Annotated in this window: 14 protein-coding genes; 9 read left to right on the forward strand and 5 right to left on the reverse strand. The window is 69.0% G+C overall.

Annotation, left to right across the window (positions count from 1 at the left end; genetic code table 11):
• Positions 1 to 8: 8 nt before the first annotated feature.
• Positions 9 to 1,043 carry a helix-turn-helix transcriptional regulator gene (locus AC3WLY_RS21205; protein ID WP_492309861.1) on the forward strand — a complete coding sequence of 345 codons (1,035 nt, stop codon included), beginning with the start codon at positions 9 to 11 and terminating at the stop codon, positions 1,041 to 1,043.
• A gap of 49 nt (positions 1,044 to 1,092) precedes the next feature.
• Entirely contained in the window at positions 1,093 to 1,986 is an 894-nt protein-coding gene (locus AC3WLY_RS21210) for a GIY-YIG nuclease family protein (RefSeq protein ID WP_492332715.1), read from the forward strand.
• Positions 1,987 to 2,041: 55 nt separating this feature from the next.
• Here AC3WLY_RS21210 and ppa read toward each other — a convergent pair whose 3' ends face one another.
• Complete coding sequence (ppa, locus tag AC3WLY_RS21215; protein WP_034178734.1) at positions 2,042 to 2,569, reverse strand: inorganic diphosphatase; 528 nt, start codon at positions 2,567 to 2,569, stop codon at positions 2,042 to 2,044.
• A gap of 192 nt (positions 2,570 to 2,761) precedes the next feature.
• Between ppa and AC3WLY_RS21220 the strand changes: the two genes are divergently transcribed.
• The 4 genes from AC3WLY_RS21220 to AC3WLY_RS21235 all read left to right on the forward strand — a co-directional run bounded on the left by AC3WLY_RS21220 (position 2,762) and on the right by AC3WLY_RS21235 (position 6,981).
• Positions 2,762 to 4,201, forward strand: coding sequence for an aldehyde dehydrogenase family protein (locus AC3WLY_RS21220; protein ID WP_175962804.1), 1,440 nt, complete (start codon positions 2,762 to 2,764; stop codon positions 4,199 to 4,201).
• Between the two features lie 84 nt (positions 4,202 to 4,285).
• Complete coding sequence (locus tag AC3WLY_RS21225) at positions 4,286 to 5,044, forward strand: SDR family oxidoreductase (RefSeq protein WP_492309863.1); 759 nt, start codon at positions 4,286 to 4,288, stop codon at positions 5,042 to 5,044.
• A gap of 226 nt (positions 5,045 to 5,270) precedes the next feature.
• Positions 5,271 to 6,575: an MFS transporter gene (locus tag AC3WLY_RS21230; RefSeq protein ID WP_492309864.1), complete on the forward strand. Its 1,305-nt coding sequence runs from the start codon at positions 5,271 to 5,273 to the stop codon at positions 6,573 to 6,575.
• A 40-nt stretch (positions 6,576 to 6,615) separates the two neighbouring features.
• The gene (locus AC3WLY_RS21235; protein ID WP_492309865.1) at positions 6,616 to 6,981 is read left to right on the forward strand and encodes a DUF4180 domain-containing protein; all 366 of its coding nucleotides are present in this window, start codon (positions 6,616 to 6,618) and stop codon (positions 6,979 to 6,981) included.
• Between the two features lie 119 nt (positions 6,982 to 7,100).
• Here the strand turns inward: AC3WLY_RS21235 and AC3WLY_RS21240 are convergent, their stop codons facing one another.
• Genes AC3WLY_RS21240 through hemC form a run of 3 tightly spaced genes read right to left on the reverse strand, consistent with a single transcriptional unit; the run spans position 7,101 to position 11,262 of the window.
• Positions 7,101 to 8,288, reverse strand: a complete 1,188-nt coding sequence (locus tag AC3WLY_RS21240) for a heme biosynthesis protein HemY (protein WP_175962800.1) — start codon at positions 8,286 to 8,288, stop codon at positions 7,101 to 7,103.
• Positions 8,289 to 8,290: 2 nt separating this feature from the next.
• Positions 8,291 to 10,261, reverse strand: a complete 1,971-nt coding sequence (hemDX, locus tag AC3WLY_RS21245) for a fused uroporphyrinogen-III synthase HemD/membrane protein HemX (protein WP_492309866.1) — start codon at positions 10,259 to 10,261, stop codon at positions 8,291 to 8,293.
• The gene (gene hemC, locus AC3WLY_RS21250) at positions 10,261 to 11,262 is read right to left on the reverse strand and encodes a hydroxymethylbilane synthase (protein WP_175962798.1); all 1,002 of its coding nucleotides are present in this window, start codon (positions 11,260 to 11,262) and stop codon (positions 10,261 to 10,263) included. The genes hemDX and hemC overlap by 1 nt, the downstream gene beginning before the upstream one ends.
• Before the next feature lie 207 nt (positions 11,263 to 11,469).
• Between hemC and ppc the strand changes: the two genes are divergently transcribed.
• On the forward strand, positions 11,470 to 14,484 hold the full coding sequence (gene ppc, locus AC3WLY_RS21255; RefSeq protein WP_425132774.1) for a phosphoenolpyruvate carboxylase: 3,015 nt from the start codon (positions 11,470 to 11,472) through the stop codon (positions 14,482 to 14,484).
• Positions 14,485 to 14,621: 137 nt separating this feature from the next.
• On the opposite strand, the gene AC3WLY_RS21260 is transcribed toward ppc, so the two are convergent.
• Positions 14,622 to 15,374 (reverse strand): class I SAM-dependent methyltransferase, encoded by a 753-nt coding sequence (locus AC3WLY_RS21260; RefSeq protein WP_492309867.1) that lies wholly within the window; start codon positions 15,372 to 15,374, stop codon positions 14,622 to 14,624.
• A 264-nt stretch (positions 15,375 to 15,638) separates the two neighbouring features.
• Here AC3WLY_RS21260 and AC3WLY_RS21265 point away from each other — a divergent pair, with 264 nt between their 5' ends.
• Together AC3WLY_RS21265 and argH are read left to right on the forward strand one after the other, a co-directional pair.
• Positions 15,639 to 16,448 (forward strand): helix-turn-helix transcriptional regulator, encoded by an 810-nt coding sequence (locus tag AC3WLY_RS21265; protein WP_034178744.1) that lies wholly within the window; start codon positions 15,639 to 15,641, stop codon positions 16,446 to 16,448.
• 128 nt (positions 16,449 to 16,576) lie between these two features.
• Complete coding sequence (gene argH, locus AC3WLY_RS21270; protein WP_175962795.1) at positions 16,577 to 17,986, forward strand: argininosuccinate lyase; 1,410 nt, start codon at positions 16,577 to 16,579, stop codon at positions 17,984 to 17,986.
• The last annotated feature ends 66 nt before the right edge of the window (positions 17,987 to 18,052 follow it).

An 18,052-nucleotide genomic window follows, 5' to 3' on the forward strand; every position in this document is an offset into this window, starting at 1 on the left:
AGACAGACATGGAGTTGCGACAGAAATCGGTATCCGTCCGGATCTACCGCTGGCTGTGCGAAGACGCGCGCGCGAACGGCATCGACATCGCGCCGCTGTACGAGACGCTCGGCATCGGCCCGGCCGAACTGGCCGACGACACGCGCCGCATCGCGGGCGACCGGCACGTCGCCGCGATGCGGCTGACGAGCGGATGGCCGCTGTCCTGGCACCGCTCGCCGCCGCAGGCCGTGCCGTGGCTCGTGCCGTTCCCGGAGCTCGCGGGCGTCACGTGCAACGCGGCGACGCTGCGCGACGCGCTGCACGGTTACCTGCACTATCGCGAGCTGATCGGCAACGTCGACTGGGTCTTCGCGCACGAGAACGGCGATGCGATCGCGCTCGAATACGTGAACGAAGGAGAAGGCCGGCACGCGGGCAGCGCGCTCGCGAACCTCGCGATCCTCGCGGCGCTCGCGCGCCTGTACGATCCGCGCGTGCGCGTCGACGACGCGGAATTCGCCGGTCGTGCGTTCGCGCCCGCGGCCGCGCTGCGCGACATGCTCGGCGCGCCGGTGTCGTTCGACGCCGCGCACAACCGCATCGTGCTGCGCTCCGCGCACTTCGACACGCCGTTCGAGCGCTACAACGCGCCGCTCGCCGGCATCCAGCGTCATGCGGCCGACGCCGCGCGCGACCGGGTTCGCGTGCGCTCGACGTTCGGCTCGTCCGTCGAGCAATGCGTGCGCGACTGGCTGCGTACCTCCGACGACGCCGACGTGCCGACCGACACGCTGATGCAGCACGTGTGCACGCGCTTCGCGATGTCGCGCTGGACGCTGCGCCGGCGGCTGCATCGCGAAGCCGTCGGCTTTCACGCGCTCGTCGCGCAGGCGCGGCTCGGCGAGGCGCGCGACCTGCTGCTGAATACGCAATTGCCGATCGGCGAGATCGGCGTGCGCGTCGGCTTCCGGTCCACCAGCGCGTTCACGCGCTTCTTCACGCGCGAACTCGGCGCGGCGCCGAGCCGCTTCCGCGACGGACACGGCGAGCGGTGGCGTTGACGCACGCCTTTTCTGAGACACTGGCGGCTTCGCATCCCGCCGCCCTGCCATGTCCTGGTTTCTGTATCTGATCGAATGCGCTGACGACAGCGTCTACACGGGCATCACGACCGACGTCGCCGCGCGCTTCGACGAGCATGCCGCCGGCAAGGGCGCGCGCTACACGCGCTCGCGCAAGCCGCGCGCGGTGCTCGCGTCGTTTCCGCTGCCCGACCGGTCGAGCGCGTCGCGCGCCGAATACTGGGTGAAGCGACTCACGCCCACGCAGAAGCGCGAGCTAGCGGCCGGGTTGCGGACGCTGGAATCGGTGCTGCCGGTTGGTGTGACGGTCGACGGAAGTGGTGAGGTTGCCGGGTTGAAGGTGGGGGCGCGCGGGCGGAAGAAGGTGAAGACAAAGGCGGAGAACGTCGATAGCGCGACGAAGACGGCTGAAACGGAGCAGCCTGCCGCGAAGACCGCAAAAGCCGCAAAAGCCGAGAAAGCCGAGAAAGCCGAGAAAGCCGAGAAAGCCGAGAAAGCCGAGAAAGCCATCAAGTCTGCGAAAACCGCGAAGACCCGACAAGCCGCCAATGCTCCAAAGGCGGCAAAAGCCGCGCCGATCGCGAAGAACGTGAAGACCGGCGGCGATGCGGTCGTAAAAAAGACCTCGTCGCGCGGCACACCGGCAAAAAAAGACCAACAGGCCGCGTCCCCGTCGTCGAAAAGAAAAACGTCGGCAGCCAGCAGCAAACCCGTCACGAACGGACGCGACGCCGTCGCGCCCGCACCGGTTCGCCGCCGTCCGTCGGCCACGAAATCCGCCGAAACCACCGAAATCTCCGTTGTCCGTCGCCGCGCCAAACGCGCGAAGGACACACCGGATACCGCCACCCCGCCCGCGCCCGCATTGCCTTCCGCACGCAAGAAAACCGCGCGCGCAAAACAAAACCGCGCGGCCTCCTGAAGAGACACGCGCGGTTTTGCGTTTCACACGAACCGGCCGTCCGCCGGCGCGCCGCTTACTTCTTGTAGTTCGCGGCGCCGTCGGTGATTTCCTTGTGCGCGGCTTCGATGCCGGCCCAGCCTTCGACCTTCACCCACTTGCCCTTCTCGAGCGCCTTGTATTGCTCGAAGAAGTGCTTGATCTGGTCCTTCAGGTACTCGGGCACGTCGTCGATCGACTTCAGGTTCGCCGTCATCGGGCAGATCTTGTCGTGCGGCACCGCGACCAGCTTCGCGTCGACGCCCGACTCGTCGGTCATCTGCAGCATGCCGAGCACGCGCGAACGCACGATCGAGCCGGCCAGCAGCGGGAACGGCGTGATCACCAGCACGTCGACCGGATCGCCGTCGCCCGACAGCGTCTGCGGGATGTAGCCGTAGTTCACCGGATAGCGCATGCCCGTGCCGATGAAGCGGTCGACGACGAGGAGGCCCAGCTCCTTGTCCGCCTCGTACTTCACCGGATCGCTTTGCGCGGGAATCTCGATGATCACGTTGAAATCTTGCGGCAGGTCCTTGCCGGCCGGAACATGATTGAAGCTCATGAGCGCTCTCTGTAGGTCGATGGGAATTCGGGACAGGGCGCCGCGGCCGATGCACCGCCGCAGGCGTCCCTCAACGGAATGCGCCATTATAGCCAATCGACCGGTGGCGTCCGGATGACGATCGGCGCGATAATCGTTCCGGATGTCCGGCCGTCGAACCACAAGCGGCGTTGCATGTCGACAGGAGCAGGCATGGAAGAGGCGAAGCACTTCATCGCGGGCGAATGGACGTTGCCCGCGCAACTGGAAACGATCGCGGTCGTCGACCCATCCGACGGCCAGCCGTTCGCGACGATCGCGCGCGGCACCGCGCCCGACATCGAGCGCGCGGTCGCCGCGGCCCGCGATGCGTTCGCAGGCGCATGGGGCGCCGCGAGCGCCGCCGAGCGCGGCCGCGTGCTGATGCGGCTGTCGGCGCGCGTGGCCGATTCCATCGAGGAACTCGCGGCGATCGAGGCGCGCGACACCGGCAAGCCGCTGAAGCAGGCGCGCGCCGACGCGGCCGCGCTCGCGCGCTACTTCGAGTTCTATGCAGGCGCCGCCGACAAGCTGCACGGCGAGACCCTCCCCTATCAGGCCGGCTATACGGTGCTGACGGTGCGCGAGCCGCACGGCGTCACGGGCCACATCGTGCCGTGGAACTACCCGATGCAGATCTTCGGGCGCAGCGTCGGCGCGGCGCTCGCGGCCGGCAACGCTTGCGTCGTCAAGCCGGCCGAGGACGCGTGCCTGTCGCTGCTGCGCGTCGCCGAGCTGGCCGCCGAGGCCGGGCTGCCGGCCGGTGCGCTCAACATCGTCACCGGCTACGGCCATGAAGCCGGCGCCGCGCTCGCGCGCCATCCGGGCATCGACCACATCTCGTTTACGGGTTCGCCGGCCACCGGCAAGCTGGTCACGCAGATGGCGGCCGAGAACCACGTGCCGGTCACGCTCGAACTCGGCGGCAAGTCGCCGCAGATCGTGTTCGCCGATGCCGATCTCGAAGCGGCGCTGCCCGTGCTCGTGTCGGCGATCGTGCAGAACGGCGGCCAGACCTGCTCGGCCGGCAGCCGCGTGCTGGTCGAGCGTGCGGTCTACGAGCCGCTCCTCGAGCGCCTCGCCACCGCGTTCAACGGGCTGCGCGTCGGCCCGAGCCGCGCCGACCTCGACTGCGGCCCGCTGATCAACGCGAAGCAGCAGCAGCGCGTGTGGGATTTCCTGTCCGACGCGCAGCACGACGGCATTCCGATGGCCGCGCACGGGCAGGTCGTCGCCGACGCGCCCGAAAGCGGCTTCTACCAGGCGCCCGCGCTGTTGCGCGACGTGCCGCCGTCGCACCGGCTCGCGCAGGAGGAAGTGTTCGGCCCCGTGCTCGCTGCGATGCGCTTCGTCGACGAAGACGAAGCCGTCGCACTCGCGAACGGCACGCCGTACGGCCTCGTCGCGGGCATCTGGACGCGCGACGGCGCGCGCCAGATGCGCGTCGCGCGGCGCCTGCGCGCGGGCCAGGTGTTCATCAACAACTATGGCGCGGGCGGCGGCGTCGAACTGCCGTTCGGCGGCGTCGGCCACTCGGGTCATGGCCGCGAAAAAGGCTTCGAGGCGCTGTATGGCTTTACCGCACTGAAGACGATCGCGATCCGGCACGGCTGAACGCGCGGCACGCGAAACGCGGCCGGCAGCGGCCGGCCGCACGCGCAACACGACGACTCTCATAACCAGCACAGGAGACACACCATGCGGTTGAGCGGCAAAACGGCAATCGTCACGGGCGGCGGCTCGGGTTTCGGCGAAGGCATCGCGAAGACGTATGCGCGCGAAGGCGCGAACGTCGTCGTCAACGACCTGAACGGCGCGGCGGCCGAGCGCGTCGCGAGCGAGATCGCGCTCGCGGGCGGCAAGGCGATCGCGGTCGCGGGCGACGTGTCGAAGCAGGACGACTGGCACGCGCTGCTGCAGGCCGCGCTCGACGATTTCCATTCGGTGCAGATCGTCGTGAACAACGCAGGCACCACGCACCGCAACAAGCCGGTGCTCGACGTGACGGAAGCCGAGTTCGACCGCGTGTACGCGGTCAACATGAAGAGCCTGTTCTGGTCCGTGCAGACCTTCGTTCCGTACTTCCGCGCACAGGGCGGCGGCGTGTTCGTGAACGTCGCGTCGACGGCCGGCGTGCGGCCGCGCCCGGGCCTCGTCTGGTACAACAGCACGAAGGGCGCGATGATCACCGCGAGCAAGTCGCTCGCGGCCGAGCTCGGCGCCGACCGCATCCGCGTGAACTGCATCAATCCCGTGCTCGGCGAGACGGCCCTGATGACCGAATTCATGGGCTGCGAGGACACGCCCGACAACCGCAGCCGCTTCCTCGCGACGATCCCGCTCGGCCGCTTCTCGACCCCGCAGGACATCGCGAACGCGGCGCTTTACCTCGCGTCCGACGAGGCCGAATTCATCACGGGCGTCTGCCTCGAAGTCGACGGCGGACGCTGCATCTAGCCGCACCGGGCTGTTCGCGTGCCGCGTCGGGATTCACCGGCCGGCACGGCATTCATGTATTGCTTCGCACGAAACCGGATCGGGTGCCGATGTATCGGCTCCGGTCAACCATAAAAACCGCAAAGCATGGGATCCAAGTAAGCGCTAAAGCGCCAACTTGGGTCGACCGCATAGCATGGGACCCAAGTAAGCGCTAAAGCGCCAACTTGGGTCGACAGGAGACAACATGGCAACATCGACGCAATCGCTGCCGGGCTCGTCCGGCGCATTCGAGGAAGCAACCTACCGCAAGGTGTCGTGGCGGCTCACGCCGCTCCTGCTGCTGTGCTACGTGGTCGCGTATCTCGACCGCGTGAACGTCGGGTTCGCAAAGCTGCAGATGGCGAGCGACCTGAACCTGAGCGATACCGTCTACGGGCTCGGCGCCGGGATCTTCTTCTTCGGCTATTTCCTCTTCGAGGTGCCGAGCAACATCATCCTGCACAAGGTCGGCGCGCGCGTGTGGATCGCACGCATCATGGCGACGTGGGGCGTGATCTCGATCCTGACGATGTTCGTCACGACGCCCACGATGTTCTACGTGATGCGCTTCCTGCTCGGGCTCGCCGAAGCCGGCTTCTTCCCCGGCGTGATCCTCTACCTCACCTACTGGTATCCCGCACACCGGCGCGGCCGGATGACGACCTTCTTCATGACGGCAGTCGCCTTGTCCGGCGTGATCGGCGGGCCGCTGTCGGGCTTCATCCTGAAAGCGTTCGACGGCATCAGCGGCTGGCACGGCTGGCAATGGCTGTTCCTGCTGGAAGGCATCCCGTCGGTGCTGGTCGGCGTGCTCGTGTTCTTCAAGCTCGACGACCGGATCGCGAAGGCGAACTGGCTGACCGACGAAGAAAAGGCGCTGCTCGCGCGCAACGTCGATGCGGAGGAAGCGACAAAGGAAGACCTGCCGCTCGGCGCCGTGATGTCGAGCCCGCGCGTGTGGCTGATGGCGCTGATCTACTTCTCGTTCGTGATGGGGCTCTACGGCGTCGGCTTCTGGCTGCCGACGATCATCAAGGCGACGGGCGTCACCGACACGTTCGCGATCGGCCTGCTGTCGGCGATTCCGTATGCGGCTGCGGTGGTCGCGATGATCCTGATCGCGCGCAGCGCGGACAAGCGCCGCGAGCGCCGCTGGCACCTCGCGATTCCGGCCGCGATCGGTGCGCTGGGGCTCGTGCTGTCGGTGATCTGGGCGCACCAGACCGCGCTCGCGATGTTCGGCCTCACGCTCGCGACGATCGGCATCCTGACGACGCTGCCGCTGTTCTGGAGCCTGCCGACCGCGTTCCTCGGCGGTGCGGCCGCCGCGGCCGGCATCGCGATGATCAACTCGATCGGCAACCTCGCAGGCTTCCTGAGCCCCTACCTGATGGGCTGGCTCAAGCAGGCGACGGGCGTCAACGATGCGGGCATGTACATGCTCGCGGGGTTCCTCGTGCTCGGCGGACTGCTCGCACTGTCGGTGCCGAAGCGGCTGGTCGACAAGTGATGCGCGGGGCATGACGATCATGTCGACGGAGCCAACCCTCATGCCCCACCGAATCGTTCAGGCGGCCGACAGCCGCGTACTGGTCCTGGATCCTTCCGCCGGCCGCGTGCAGCGGGAAAGCGATGCGCTCGACCTCGTCGCGCTCGCGCACGAGCATGAAGCCGACTGGGTCGCGGTCCCCGCCGACGCGCTGCACGACGACTTCTACCGGCTCGACAGCGGACTGGCCGGCGCGGTGCTGCAGAAACTCGTCAACTACGGCGTGCAGCTCGGCGTGGTCGGCGACATCGACCGCTGGCTCGCGCGCAGCGAAGCGCTACGCGCGCTCGTTCGCGAGTCCAATCGCGGGAAATCGGTGTGGTTCGTCGCGAACGAGGACGACCTGCTGCGCAGGCTCGGCGCGTAACGTATAACGCGTCCGGCGCCGGCGCGCAGCGGACAAGAATATGCCCCGAAGGCCATCCGGCGTTCGGGGCATGTTGCGCAGCGCAGCGGGCCGCCGGCAGCAGGCGGCCGCGGCTTGCGTCAGACCACGGTAATCGCGAGCGCGCTTTCGCGGTAGTGCTTGGCGGCCTTGTCGGTTTCGCCGAGCTGCTCGAACAGACGCGCGAGCGCGCGATGCGCACGCACCTTCAGCGCCTCGTTGTCGGCCAGCTTCAGCGCCGCCTCGAGGAACGATTGCGCCTTGCCCCACAGTTGCTGCTGCTGGCAGAGACGGCCGAGCGCGAACAGCAGGTCGGCATCCTCCGGGTGATCCTTCTTCCACCCTTCCGCCTTCTGGATCAGCGGCAGCGCATCGGCGCCGGCCGTGTCCGGGTAACGGCGCAGCAGGCGCGCATCCCAGTTGTGCGCGAGCGCTTCCTCGACGATGCGGCGCGCTTCGTTGCGACGCTCGAGCGACACGAGCAGGTCGGCCGCGAGATCGGCAAGACGCGGCGACTGGCGCTCGGCCGGCGACAGCGACTGCCACACCTCGAGCAGCGCGTCCGGGTCGTGCCGGCGTTCGCGCAGCAGGTTTTCCGCGGCCTGCTGGCGTAGCCGCACGGCCGCGGCCGGATGCAGCGCCTCGCGCTTCTCGAGCGCCTTCGCGAGCTTCAGCACCTCGGCCCAGTTCTTCAACTGCTGCTGCGCGCGCAGCGCAACCTGCTGCGCATGGATGCGCTTGCCGCCCGCCTGCATGTCGGCCAGCGCGGCAAGCGCGCCGTCGGCATCGCGCGCGTCCGCGCGCATGTCGGCCGCGGCGAGCAAGCGTGCGTCCTGCCATTCGGGCGCGTCGACCTTCGACAGCCAGTCGTCGCGGCGCGTGTACTCGTGCATCCGGTGCGCGGCGGTAGCCGCGACGAGACTCGCGGCGCCCAGGTTCGCGTCGACCGACAGCGCGTCGCGCGCGGCCTTCTCCGCGCGCGAGAACCGGCCCGCGTACAGGTTCGAGATTGCATCGCGCAGCGACGCCTGCGCCTTCTCGTTGCGCGAACGCGCACGATACGCGGCGACCCGCTGCGGCATGCGCCAGATGTTGCGCACGATGCGCAGCAGCGCATACACGACGATGAACAGCACGACGATGGCGATCACGAACAGGTTCAGCGACACGTCGATCCGGTACGGCGGATAGACGAGCAGCACCTGCCCCGCGTCGAAACGGCCGACGGTGGCGAGCGCCGCGGCGATCGCGAACAGGATCGCGAGCCAGACGATTCCTCGAAGCGTCATCGTTACCCCCGGCTCTTGAACTGCTGAACGGCGTTCAGGCTCGTGTTCAGGTTCGGCACCGCGACCGTCAGCGATGCGCCGTCAACCTGCTTGAGCAGATCCTCGACGGTCTGCGTGTCCTTCGACGCCTGATCGAAATACTTCCCGAGCGACGCCTGTGCGGCGTGCAGGTCGGCCTTCATCGCGCTGTCGTTGCGCGCGAGCAGCGACAGCCGCGCGGTGAGCAGGCGCAGCTTCACGTTCTCGCGCACGAAGTAGCCCTGGTCGGGCGACGCGAGCATCGCGTCCGCGTTGTCGATCCGGCGTACCTGCACGAGGCCTTTCAACTGCTGGCCGAGGCCGGCCGAGAAGTCGTGCCACCAGACCTTCCAGCGCGGCTCGCCGGCCACGGCCGTCGATGCGGCGGCGGCCGGCGCGGCCTTCGGCGCCGCATGCGGTACGATCGCCTCGCCGGACAGCGGCAGCGCGTCGATCTTGGCGATCGCGTCGTCGAGCTTGATCGCGAGGCCCGTGAGATCGGCCGCCGGCGCGGCCTTCAGCTTCTCGATGTCCAGCGCGAGCGCCTTGCGCACCGTGACGGCCTGCGCGCTCTGCGACGTCGCGAGACGCGCGTCGGCGTTCTGCAACGCGATCAGCGCGAGCTGCGTGTTGCCGGTCAGCTGAAGCTGCTGGCTCGCGCTCGACAGCATCTGGTCGACTTCCTCGAGCATCCACGCATCGCGGTTGCGCGACAGGTCCTGGTATTGCTGCTGCAGCGCCTGCTGCGCGCTCTGCGCGTCGGCGAGCTTGCCGTCGAGCTGCGCGAGCTGCGTGTCGACCTGGTGCGTGCTCGCGAGCGCCTGCTCGGTCTTCATGCGCGTCTCGGCCGCCTGCGCGTCGAGCGCCTTCTGGCGCGCGACGAACGTGCCGTCGAGCCGGTCGATCTTGCGGTTCAACGCATAGCCGCCGACGCCCGCCGCGCAGCCGAGCACGACGACGACGAACCACAGCAGCGCGCTGCCACCGCGGCGCGCGCGCGGCTCGGGCGCGAGATAAGGGGAACTGGACGGCGGTGCGGATGCAGCGGCCGGCTGGGAAGCGACGCTTTTGGAATCGTTGGTATCTGTCATGCGTTTAGTCACCGGTGCGGCTGTCGCCGGTTGGACGGCCTCGTCGGCCATCGTTCGAAACGCGCGGACGATGCGCTCATCGCCCGCGCCGGTCAGCGTAATCCTATCAAAACCCAATGCGCGCGCGGTCTGCTCGATCCGCGGGTGCGGCGTCACGAGCGGCGCATGCTTCAGCGCGTCGATTTCGGCATCGTTCAGGTGCGCCCGCGCGAGTTCATGCAGGTTGCGCACGCCTTCCGAGCTCGTGACGAGCCACGCATGCGGTGCGCCGTCGAGCAGCGCATGCACGCGCTCCCATGCGCCGACGCGCGGCTCGGGCACGACGCGCCGGTACGCGGCGACGAGCGTGACGTCCGCGCCGGCGTCGCGCAGCCGGTCGGCAAGCCATTCGCGCCCGCCGTCGCCGCGCACGATCAGCACGCGCTTGGCCGCCAGCGCCTGCGCGCCGCCGAACGCAGCCTCGATGCACGCGAACAGGCTTTCCGAATCGTAACGGGGCACGCCGCCGTCGGCCGGCGCCTGCGGCGCGATCACGCGATGCGCGGGCGCCGCGATGCCGTGCCGCTCGAGCGCCGCGACGCTGCCGGGCCCGACCACGCCGACCGGCAGCGCATTCGGCCAGATCGCACCGTACTGCGCGAGCGCGCGGTCGATCGCGTTCGGCGACACGAAAATCACGAGCGCGTAGTCGGCAAGCGCCGCGAACGCGGCGTCGAGCGGCGCCGGATCGTCAACCGGCGCGATGTCGATCAGCGGGAATTCGAGCACGTCGCAGCCGACATCGGCCAGTTGCGACGCAAGCGCGTCCGACTGGCCGTCCGGACGCGTCAGGACAGCGGTGAACGCGCGCGCGCCGCCCGCCATCAGGCGTCGTCCTTGTCGGCCTGCGAGCCGGCGAGCAGCGCCTTGACGATGTCGAGCGCGCCTTGCGCCTCGAGTTCGTCGGACACCGCGCGGCCGAGCGCGAGCGCATCGGCGACGGTCATGACGGCCCCGCACTCCTCGGCCGTCAGCACACGCTTGCCGTCGGTCGTCGACACGCGGCCCGTCAGGTACAGTTCGCCCGCGCGCCACACCGCGTGCGCGGCGAGCGGCACCTCGCAGCTGCCGCCGAGCGCGCGCGACACCATCCGCTCGGCCTCGACCGCGAGCGCGGTCCGCGGGTCGTGCAGCGGCGCGAGCCATGCGGCGACGTCGTCGCGGTGCGCGGCGATCTCGATGCCGAGCGCACCCTGGCCGGCCGCGGGCGGGCTGGTCTCGACGTCGAGCAGTGTGCGGATTCGCGCTTCGAGGCCGAGGCGCTTCAGGCCGGCCGCAGCGAGAATGATCGCCGCGTAGTCGCCGCGGTCGAGCTTCGCGAGGCGCGTATCGAGATTGCCGCGCAGCGGCAGCACGTCGAGGTGCGGATAGCGCGCGCGCAGCATCGCTTCGCGGCGCAGGCTCGACGTGCCGACGACCGCGCCGGCCGGCAGCGCGTCGAGCGACGCGTAGTCGTTCGACACGAACGCGTCGCGCGGGTCCTCGCGCTCCATGATCGCGGCAAGCGAGAAGCCGTCGGGCAGCACCATCGGCACGTCCTTCAGCGAATGCACGGCGAGATCGGCGCGGCCGTCGGCCAGCGCGCTCTCCAGTTCCTTCACGAACAGGCCCTTGCCGCCGACCTTCGACAGCGTGCGATCGAGAATCTGGTCGCCGCGAGTCGTCATCCCGAGGATTTTCACGTCACAAGCTGGATATAATTTGCGCAGCGCATCACGCACATGTTCGGCTTGCCACATTGCCAGGCGGCTCTCGCGCGAAGCAATCGTCAACGTCGCGGGCGGCTGTGCCTGTTGCGGCCCGGCCGCAAGGGTCTCGGAATTCATTGCTGGAACATCGAAGGACGGGATTGAAGACCGAACAATGGTAGCACGCACGCCCCGGCCCGCCCGGGCCCGGAGCCTGCGCCCGGCCGGCCGCCGAGCGGGTCGCGGCGCCGATGCGCGGATGTGCCGCACGTAGCTGGTTGCTTGACCGCAGTTCCCGCAGTTTCGCAGTTCCTTTTGACTCGAGCTTTCCCAAGGAAACCCATCGTGAAGTCTTCCGGATCGGCGCGTACGGCGCGCCGCAATGCTGCCCTGTCCTCCTCCGACGCCCCGACGGACACCGTCGCCACCGCCGCGAACGGCCGTGCGAAAACGGCAACGAAACCGAAAGACCCGATACGTCAGACAAAACGCACGACGAAAGCCGCCGGCCCCGCTGCCCGCAAGGCCGGCGCGCCGAAGTCCGGCACGCGCACGCGCGAGGACAAGGACGGCCCGCTGTTCGAGGACATCCGCTTCCTCGGTCGCCTGCTCGGCGACGTCGTGCGCGAGCAGGAAGGCGACACCGTGTTCGACGTCGTCGAGACGATCCGCCAGACCGCGGTCAAGTTCCGCCGCGAGGACGACAGCGAAGCCGCGCAGACGCTCGAGAAGAAGCTGCGCAAGCTGACGCCGGAGCAGACGGTGAGCGTCGTGCGCGCGTTCAGCTATTTCTCGCATCTCGCGAACATCGCGGAAGACCGCCACCACAACCGCCGCCGCCGCATCCACGCGCTGGCCGGCTCCGCGCCGCAGCCCGGCACGGTCGCGTACGCGCTCGATCAGCTGAAGACGACCGGCAACGCGTCGAAGCGCCTGCTGCAGCGCTTCTTCGACGATGCGCTGATCGTGCCGGTGCTGACCGCGCACCCGACCGAGGTGCAGCGCAAGAGCATCCTCGACGCACAGCACGACATCGCGCGCCTGCTCGCCGAGCGCGACCAGGAGCTGACCGCGCGCGAGCGCCAGCACAACGAATCGATGCTGCGCGCGCGCGTGACCGCGCTGTGGCAGACGCGCATGCTGCGCGACGCGCGCCTGACGGTCGGCGACGAGATCGAGAACGCGCTGTCGTACTACCGCGCGACGTTCCTCGACGAGCTGCCCGCGCTATATGGCGACATCGAGGCCGCGCTCGCCGAGCACGGCCTGTCCGCGCGCGTGCCCGCGTTCTTCCAGATGGGCAGCTGGATCGGCGGCGATCGCGACGGCAACCCGAACGTGACGGCGCCGACGCTCGACGAGGCGATCCACCGCCAGGCCGCGGTGATCCTCGAGCACTATCTGGAACAGGTGCACAAGCTCGGCGCCGAGCTGTCGGTGTCGAACCTGCTGGTCGGCGCGAACGACGCGGTGAAGGCGCTCGCGGCCGCCTCGCCCGACCAGTCGCCGCACCGCGTCGACGAACCGTATCGCCGCGCGCTGATCGGCATCTATACGCGGCTCGCCGCGAGCGCACGCGTGCGCCTGGGCGAAGGCACGGTGCCCGTGCGCAGCGCGGGCCGCGGCGCGCCGCCCGTGCGTGCGATCCCGTATGAGGATTCCGAAGCGTTCGTCGCCGACCTGAAGGTGCTGACCGCGTCGCTCGACGAACACCACGGCACGTCGCTCGCTGCGCCGCGCCTCGCGCCGCTCGTACGCGCGGCCGAAGTGTTCGGCTTCCATCTCGCGAGCATCGACCTGCGCCAGAGCTCCGACATCCATGAAGCGGTGGTCGCCGAACTGTTCGCGCGCGCGGGCGTCGAGGCCGACTACGCGGCGCTCGCCGAGGAAGACAAACTCCGCGTGCTGCTCGCCGCGCTCGCCGATCCGCGCCCGCTGCGCTCGCCGTACTTCGAATACTCGGCGCTCGCGCAGAGCGAGCTCGGCGTGTTCGAGAAAGCGCGCGAGGTGCGCGCGCAATTCGGCGCGCGCGCGGTGCGCAACTACATCATTTCGCATACGGAAACCGTCAGCGACCTCGTCGAGGTGCTGCTGTTGCAGAAGGAGACGGGGCTGCTCGAAGGTGCGCTCGGCGTGCCCGGCGGCCATGCAAGGAACAGCCTGATGGTGATCCCGCTGTTCGAGACGATCCCCGACCTGCGCGACGCGTCGCGCATCATGCGCGAATACTTCGCACTGCCGGGCGTCGACGCGCTGATCGCGCACCAGGGCGCCGAGCAGGAAGTGATGCTCGGCTACTCGGACAGCAACAAGGACGGCGGCTTCCTCACGTCGAACTGGGAGCTGTATCGCGCGGAACTCGCGCTCGTCGACCTGTTCCGCGACCGCAAGATCACGCTGCGGCTGTTCCACGGCCGCGGCGGCACGGTCGGCCGCGGGGGCGGCCCGACCTACCAGGCGATCCTGTCGCAGCCGCCGGGCACCGTGAACGGCCAGATCCGCCTGACCGAGCAGGGCGAGGTGATCGCGAGCAAGTTCGCGAACCCCGAGATCGGCCGGCGCAACCTCGAGACAGTCGTCGCCGCGACGCTCGAGGCGTCGCTGCTGCCGCAGTCGAACGCCCCTGCGCAACTGCCCGCGTTCGAGGCTGCGATGCAGACGCTGTCCGACTCGGCGATGGCCGCGTACCGCGCGCTCGTCTATGAAACGCCCGGCTTCACCGACTACTTCTTCTCGTCGACGCCGATCACCGAGATCGCCGAGCTGAACATCGGCAGCCGCCCGGCTTCGCGCAAGCTGCAGGATCCGAAGCAGCGCAAGATCGAGGATCTGCGCGCGATTCCGTGGGGTTTCTCGTGGGGCCAGTGCCGGCTGCTGCTGACGGGCTGGTACGGCTTCGGCAGCGCGGTGAGCGCGTATCTCGACGGCGCGCAGGATGAAGCCGAGCGCACGAAGCGCGTCGCGCTGCTGAAGAAGATGAACAAGACCTGGCCGTTCTTCTCGAACCTGATGTCGAACATGGACATGGTGCTGGCGAAGACCGACCTCGCGGTCGCGTCGCGCTACGCGCAGCTCGTCTCCGACCGCAAGCTGCGCAAGCACGTGTTCGAGCGGATCGTCGCGGAATGGGAGCGCACGTCGAACGCGCTGGCGGAAATCACCGGGCACGAAGGCCGCCTCGCGACCAACCCGCTGCTCGCGCGCTCGATCAAGAACCGCTTCCCGTACCTCGATCCGCTGAATCACCTGCAGGTCGAGCTGATCAAGCGTCACCGCGCGGGCGACACGAACGCGCGGCTGCGCCGCGGGATTCACCTGACGATCAACGGGATCGCGGCCGGCCTGCGCAACACCGGCTGATCCGCATGCGGCGCGGACCCGTTCCGCGCCAGCCGGCATCGCAAAAGCCGCGCTACGCCACCGTACCCACGGTGCGTATCGCGGCTTTTTTCATCGGAAGGCCGGCGGGCATCGGCGTGCCGCGCCGGCCGGCCCGGTCAATGCGCGTCGATCAGCAGCGCGTCATGCTCGAACGAACCGTCGGGCCGCACCCCGTAGTAGCCGCGCACCTCGTCGGGCGCATGCGCCCACAGCGCGCGAATGCCGGCGACGCTATCGGCCGGCGTGCGGATGCGCGCGACCCACGTGTCGAAATCGATCGGCAGCCGCCAGCGGCTGTGCACGTGCGCGTCGAAACCGGCATCGCGGAACATCGCGAGCCATTCGTCCGCGCGGTAGTCGCGCACGTGCGACGCGTCGCGCAGCACTTCGGCCGCCTGCAGGTACGTGTCGAGCAGCGGATGGTCGTTGCCCGCGATGTCGATCATCAGCACGCGTCCGCCCGGTTTCAGCACACGGCACACCTCGGCGAGCGCCGCGCGCATGTCGTGCCAGTGGTGCGCACTCATCCGGCTCACGACCCAGTCGAACGTCGCCGTGTCGAACGGCAGCCGTTCCGCCGGGCCCTGCTGCGTGCGGATGTTCGCGAGCCCGCGCTCGCGCGCGGCCGCGTCGACGGTCGCGAGCATCGGCGCGGCGAGATCGTATGCAACCACGTCGCGCACGTGCGGCGCGACCGCGAAGCTCGCGTGGCCGGCACCGCAGCCGAGATCGAGCACGGCGGCATCGGGCGTCGCGCGCACCGCGTCGGCGAGCGTCTGCAGATCGGCGCCCGTCGCGTGGACCGCGCTGGTCAGATAGGCGGCGGCCGTCGTGCCGAATGCGTCGGCGACCTGGTCGTGGTGTTTCATCGTTCGCTCCTTTGTGCTGTCGACCGGAGTGGGCGCTTCAGCGCTTGCTCCGGCCCGATGCCTTGTGCGGTTGACCGGAGTGGGCACTTCAGCGCTTGCTCCGCCCCCCTTGCAACGCGTTTTGTGGGACGCCCGCTGCCTGCCAGCGCGCGAGCCGCTACAATAGGCCTGCGCTTGTACCAGTACAAGTTAAGCAGTTATTCTGGTATTCGATACACCTGTCTGATCGTTGCCGCGTTCTCGCCCCCACTTCGCCGTTTCCGCATGAACCAGCCGTCCTCCGCTCCCGTCCCGCCGCTCGACGCCACGCCCGCCCGCGCGCTCGGCGAATTCATCCGCGCCCACCGCGAGCGGCTGTCGCCGCAGGCCGTCGGCCTGCCGCCCGGCCCGCGCCGCCGCACGCCGGGGCTGCGACGCGAGGAAGTCGCGCAACTGTGCGGCGTCAGCCCGACCTGGTACACGTGGATCGAACAGGGCCGCCCGGTGTCGGCGTCGGCCGACGCGCTCGCGCGGATCGCCGTCGCGCTGCAGTTGTCGAAGGCCGAGCGCGCGTACCTGTTCGAACTGGCCGCGCAGCGCGATCCGGCCGAGCCCGACGTCGCGGGCGGCGACCTGCCGCCGACGCTCGCCGCGACCGTCGCGGCGATCGCGACACCCGCGTACGTGCTCGACCGGCAATGGAACGCGCTCGCGTGGAACGCGCCGGCCGCCGCGCTGTTTTCCGGCTGGCTCGACGGCGAGCACGACCGCAACCTGCTGCGCTTCACGTTCATGTCGCCGGCCGCGCGCACGCTGATCGTCGATTGGGAAACGCGCGCGCGGCGCCTCGCGGCCGAATTCCGCGCCGATTCGATCCGCCATCTGGCCGACGCGCCGACCCGCGCGCTGATCGACGCGCTGACTGCCGGCAGCGACGCGTTCGCGCAGTACTGGGCGTCGCAGGACGTGTTCGAGCGCGAAGGCGGCCTGCGCGAATTCGACCATCCGGCCGACGGCCGCCTCGTGTACCAGCAGATCACGCTGAAGCCCGCGCACCGCGAGGACCTGAAGCTGGTCGTGCTGGTGCGCGACTGAGCCCCGCCTGCAATGGCCGGCGGACCGTCGCGAACGGCTGCGCGCCTCGGCCGCCAGCCCCGCGAATGTTAGAATTGCAGGATTCCCTCGGCGGCGCACGCCGCCCAACTCCCCTTCGAAGAATCGCCATGACGTCCCAACTGCACAAAAAGGGCGAGGCCTGGTCGGCCCGCTTCTCGGAACCGATGTCGGAGCTGGTCAAGCGCTATACGTCGTCGGTGTTTTTCGACAAGCGCCTCGCGCTCGTCGACATCGCCGGCTCGCTCGCGCACGCGAACATGCTCGCCGCGCAGAAGATCATCAGCGCCGACGACCTGGCCGCGATCGAACGCGGAATGGCGCAGATCAAGGGCGAGATCGAGCGCGGCGAATTCGAATGGCAGCTCGATCTCGAGGACGTCCACCTGAACATCGAGGCGCGCCTGACCGCGCTGATCGGCGATGCCGGCAAGCGCCTGCACACGGGCCGCTCGCGCAACGACCAGGTCGCGACCGACATCCGCCTGTGGCTGCGCGGCGAGATCGACCGCATCGGCGGCCTGCTGAACGACCTGCGCGGCGCGCTGCTCGACCTCGCGGAACAGAACGCCGACACGATCATGCCGGGCTTCACGCACCTGCAGGTCGCGCAGCCCGTCACGTTCGGCCACCACCTGCTCGCGTACGTCGAGATGTTCTCGCGCGACGCGGAGCGCATGCGCGACTGCCGCACGCGCGTGAACCGCCTGCCGCTCGGCGCGGCCGCACTCGCGGGCACGAGCTACCCGATCGATCGTCACGCGGTCGCGAAGACGCTCGGCTTCGACGGCATCTGCGCGAACTCGCTCGACGCCGTGTCGGATCGCGATTTCGCGATCGAATTCACGGCGGCCTCCGCGCTCGTGATGACGCACGTGTCGCGTTTCTCCGAAGAACTCGTGCTGTGGATGAGCCCGCGCGTCGGCTTCATCGACATCGCCGACCGCTTCTGCACCGGCAGCTCGATCATGCCGCAGAAGAAAAACCCGGACGTGCCCGAGCTCGCGCGCGGCAAGACGGGCCGCGTGAACGGCCACCTGATGGCGCTCCTGACGCTGATGAAGGGCCAGCCGCTCGCGTACAACAAGGACAACCAGGAAGACAAGGAACCGCTGTTCGACACGGTCGACACCGTCGCCGACACGCTGCGGATCTTCGCCGAAATGGTCGCGGGCATCACCGTGAAGCCGGACGCGATGCGCGCAGCCGCGCTGCAGGGCTTCTCGACCGCCACCGACCTCGCCGACTATCTCGTGAAACGCGGCCTGCCGTTCCGCGACGCGCACGAAGCCGTCGCGCACGCGGTGCGGATCTGCGACGACCGCGGCATCGATCTCGCCGACCTGACGCTCGACGAGATGAAGCAGGAACTGCCGAACGTCGCGCACCTGATCGGCGACGACGTGTTCGGCTACCTGACGCTCGAGGGTTCGGTCGCCAGCCGCAACCATCCGGGCGGCACCGCACCCGACCAGGTGCGTGCGGCGGTCACGGCTGCCCGCGCCGCGCTCGGCCGGTAAGCCCGCTGTTCCGGACGGATGCCTTCGGCGTCCGTCGTTCATTCGGGCGGCCGTCGCGCCGCCCAT

This window comes from Burkholderia sp. FW306-1C-G01B (assembly GCF_058781685.1).

Excerpts from the sequence above, each read along its gene's own strand:
- AC3WLY_RS21220 (WP_175962804.1), top strand. The coding sequence starts at position 2,762 with ATGGAAGAGGCGAAGCACTTCATCGCGGGCGAATGGACGTTGCCCGCG.
- AC3WLY_RS21240 (WP_175962800.1), bottom strand. The coding sequence starts at position 8,288 with ATGACGCTTCGAGGAATCGTCTGGCTCGCGATCCTGTTCGCGATCGCC.
- hemDX (WP_492309866.1), bottom strand. The coding sequence starts at position 10,261 with ATGGCGGGCGGCGCGCGCGCGTTCACCGCTGTCCTGACGCGTCCGGAC.
- argH (WP_175962795.1), top strand. The coding sequence starts at position 16,577 with ATGACGTCCCAACTGCACAAAAAGGGCGAGGCCTGGTCGGCCCGCTTC.
- ppa (WP_034178734.1), bottom strand. The coding sequence starts at position 2,569 with ATGAGCTTCAATCATGTTCCGGCCGGCAAGGACCTGCCGCAAGATTTC.
- AC3WLY_RS21225 (WP_492309863.1), top strand. The coding sequence starts at position 4,286 with ATGCGGTTGAGCGGCAAAACGGCAATCGTCACGGGCGGCGGCTCGGGT.
- AC3WLY_RS21210 (WP_492332715.1), top strand. The coding sequence starts at position 1,093 with ATGTCCTGGTTTCTGTATCTGATCGAATGCGCTGACGACAGCGTCTAC.
- AC3WLY_RS21235 (WP_492309865.1), top strand. The coding sequence starts at position 6,616 with ATGCCCCACCGAATCGTTCAGGCGGCCGACAGCCGCGTACTGGTCCTG.
- AC3WLY_RS21260 (WP_492309867.1), bottom strand. The coding sequence starts at position 15,374 with ATGAAACACCACGACCAGGTCGCCGACGCATTCGGCACGACGGCCGCC.
- AC3WLY_RS21205 (WP_492309861.1), top strand. The coding sequence starts at position 9 with ATGGAGTTGCGACAGAAATCGGTATCCGTCCGGATCTACCGCTGGCTG.
- AC3WLY_RS21230 (WP_492309864.1), top strand. The coding sequence starts at position 5,271 with ATGGCAACATCGACGCAATCGCTGCCGGGCTCGTCCGGCGCATTCGAG.
- hemC (WP_175962798.1), bottom strand. The coding sequence starts at position 11,262 with ATGAATTCCGAGACCCTTGCGGCCGGGCCGCAACAGGCACAGCCGCCC.
- AC3WLY_RS21265 (WP_034178744.1), top strand. The coding sequence starts at position 15,639 with ATGAACCAGCCGTCCTCCGCTCCCGTCCCGCCGCTCGACGCCACGCCC.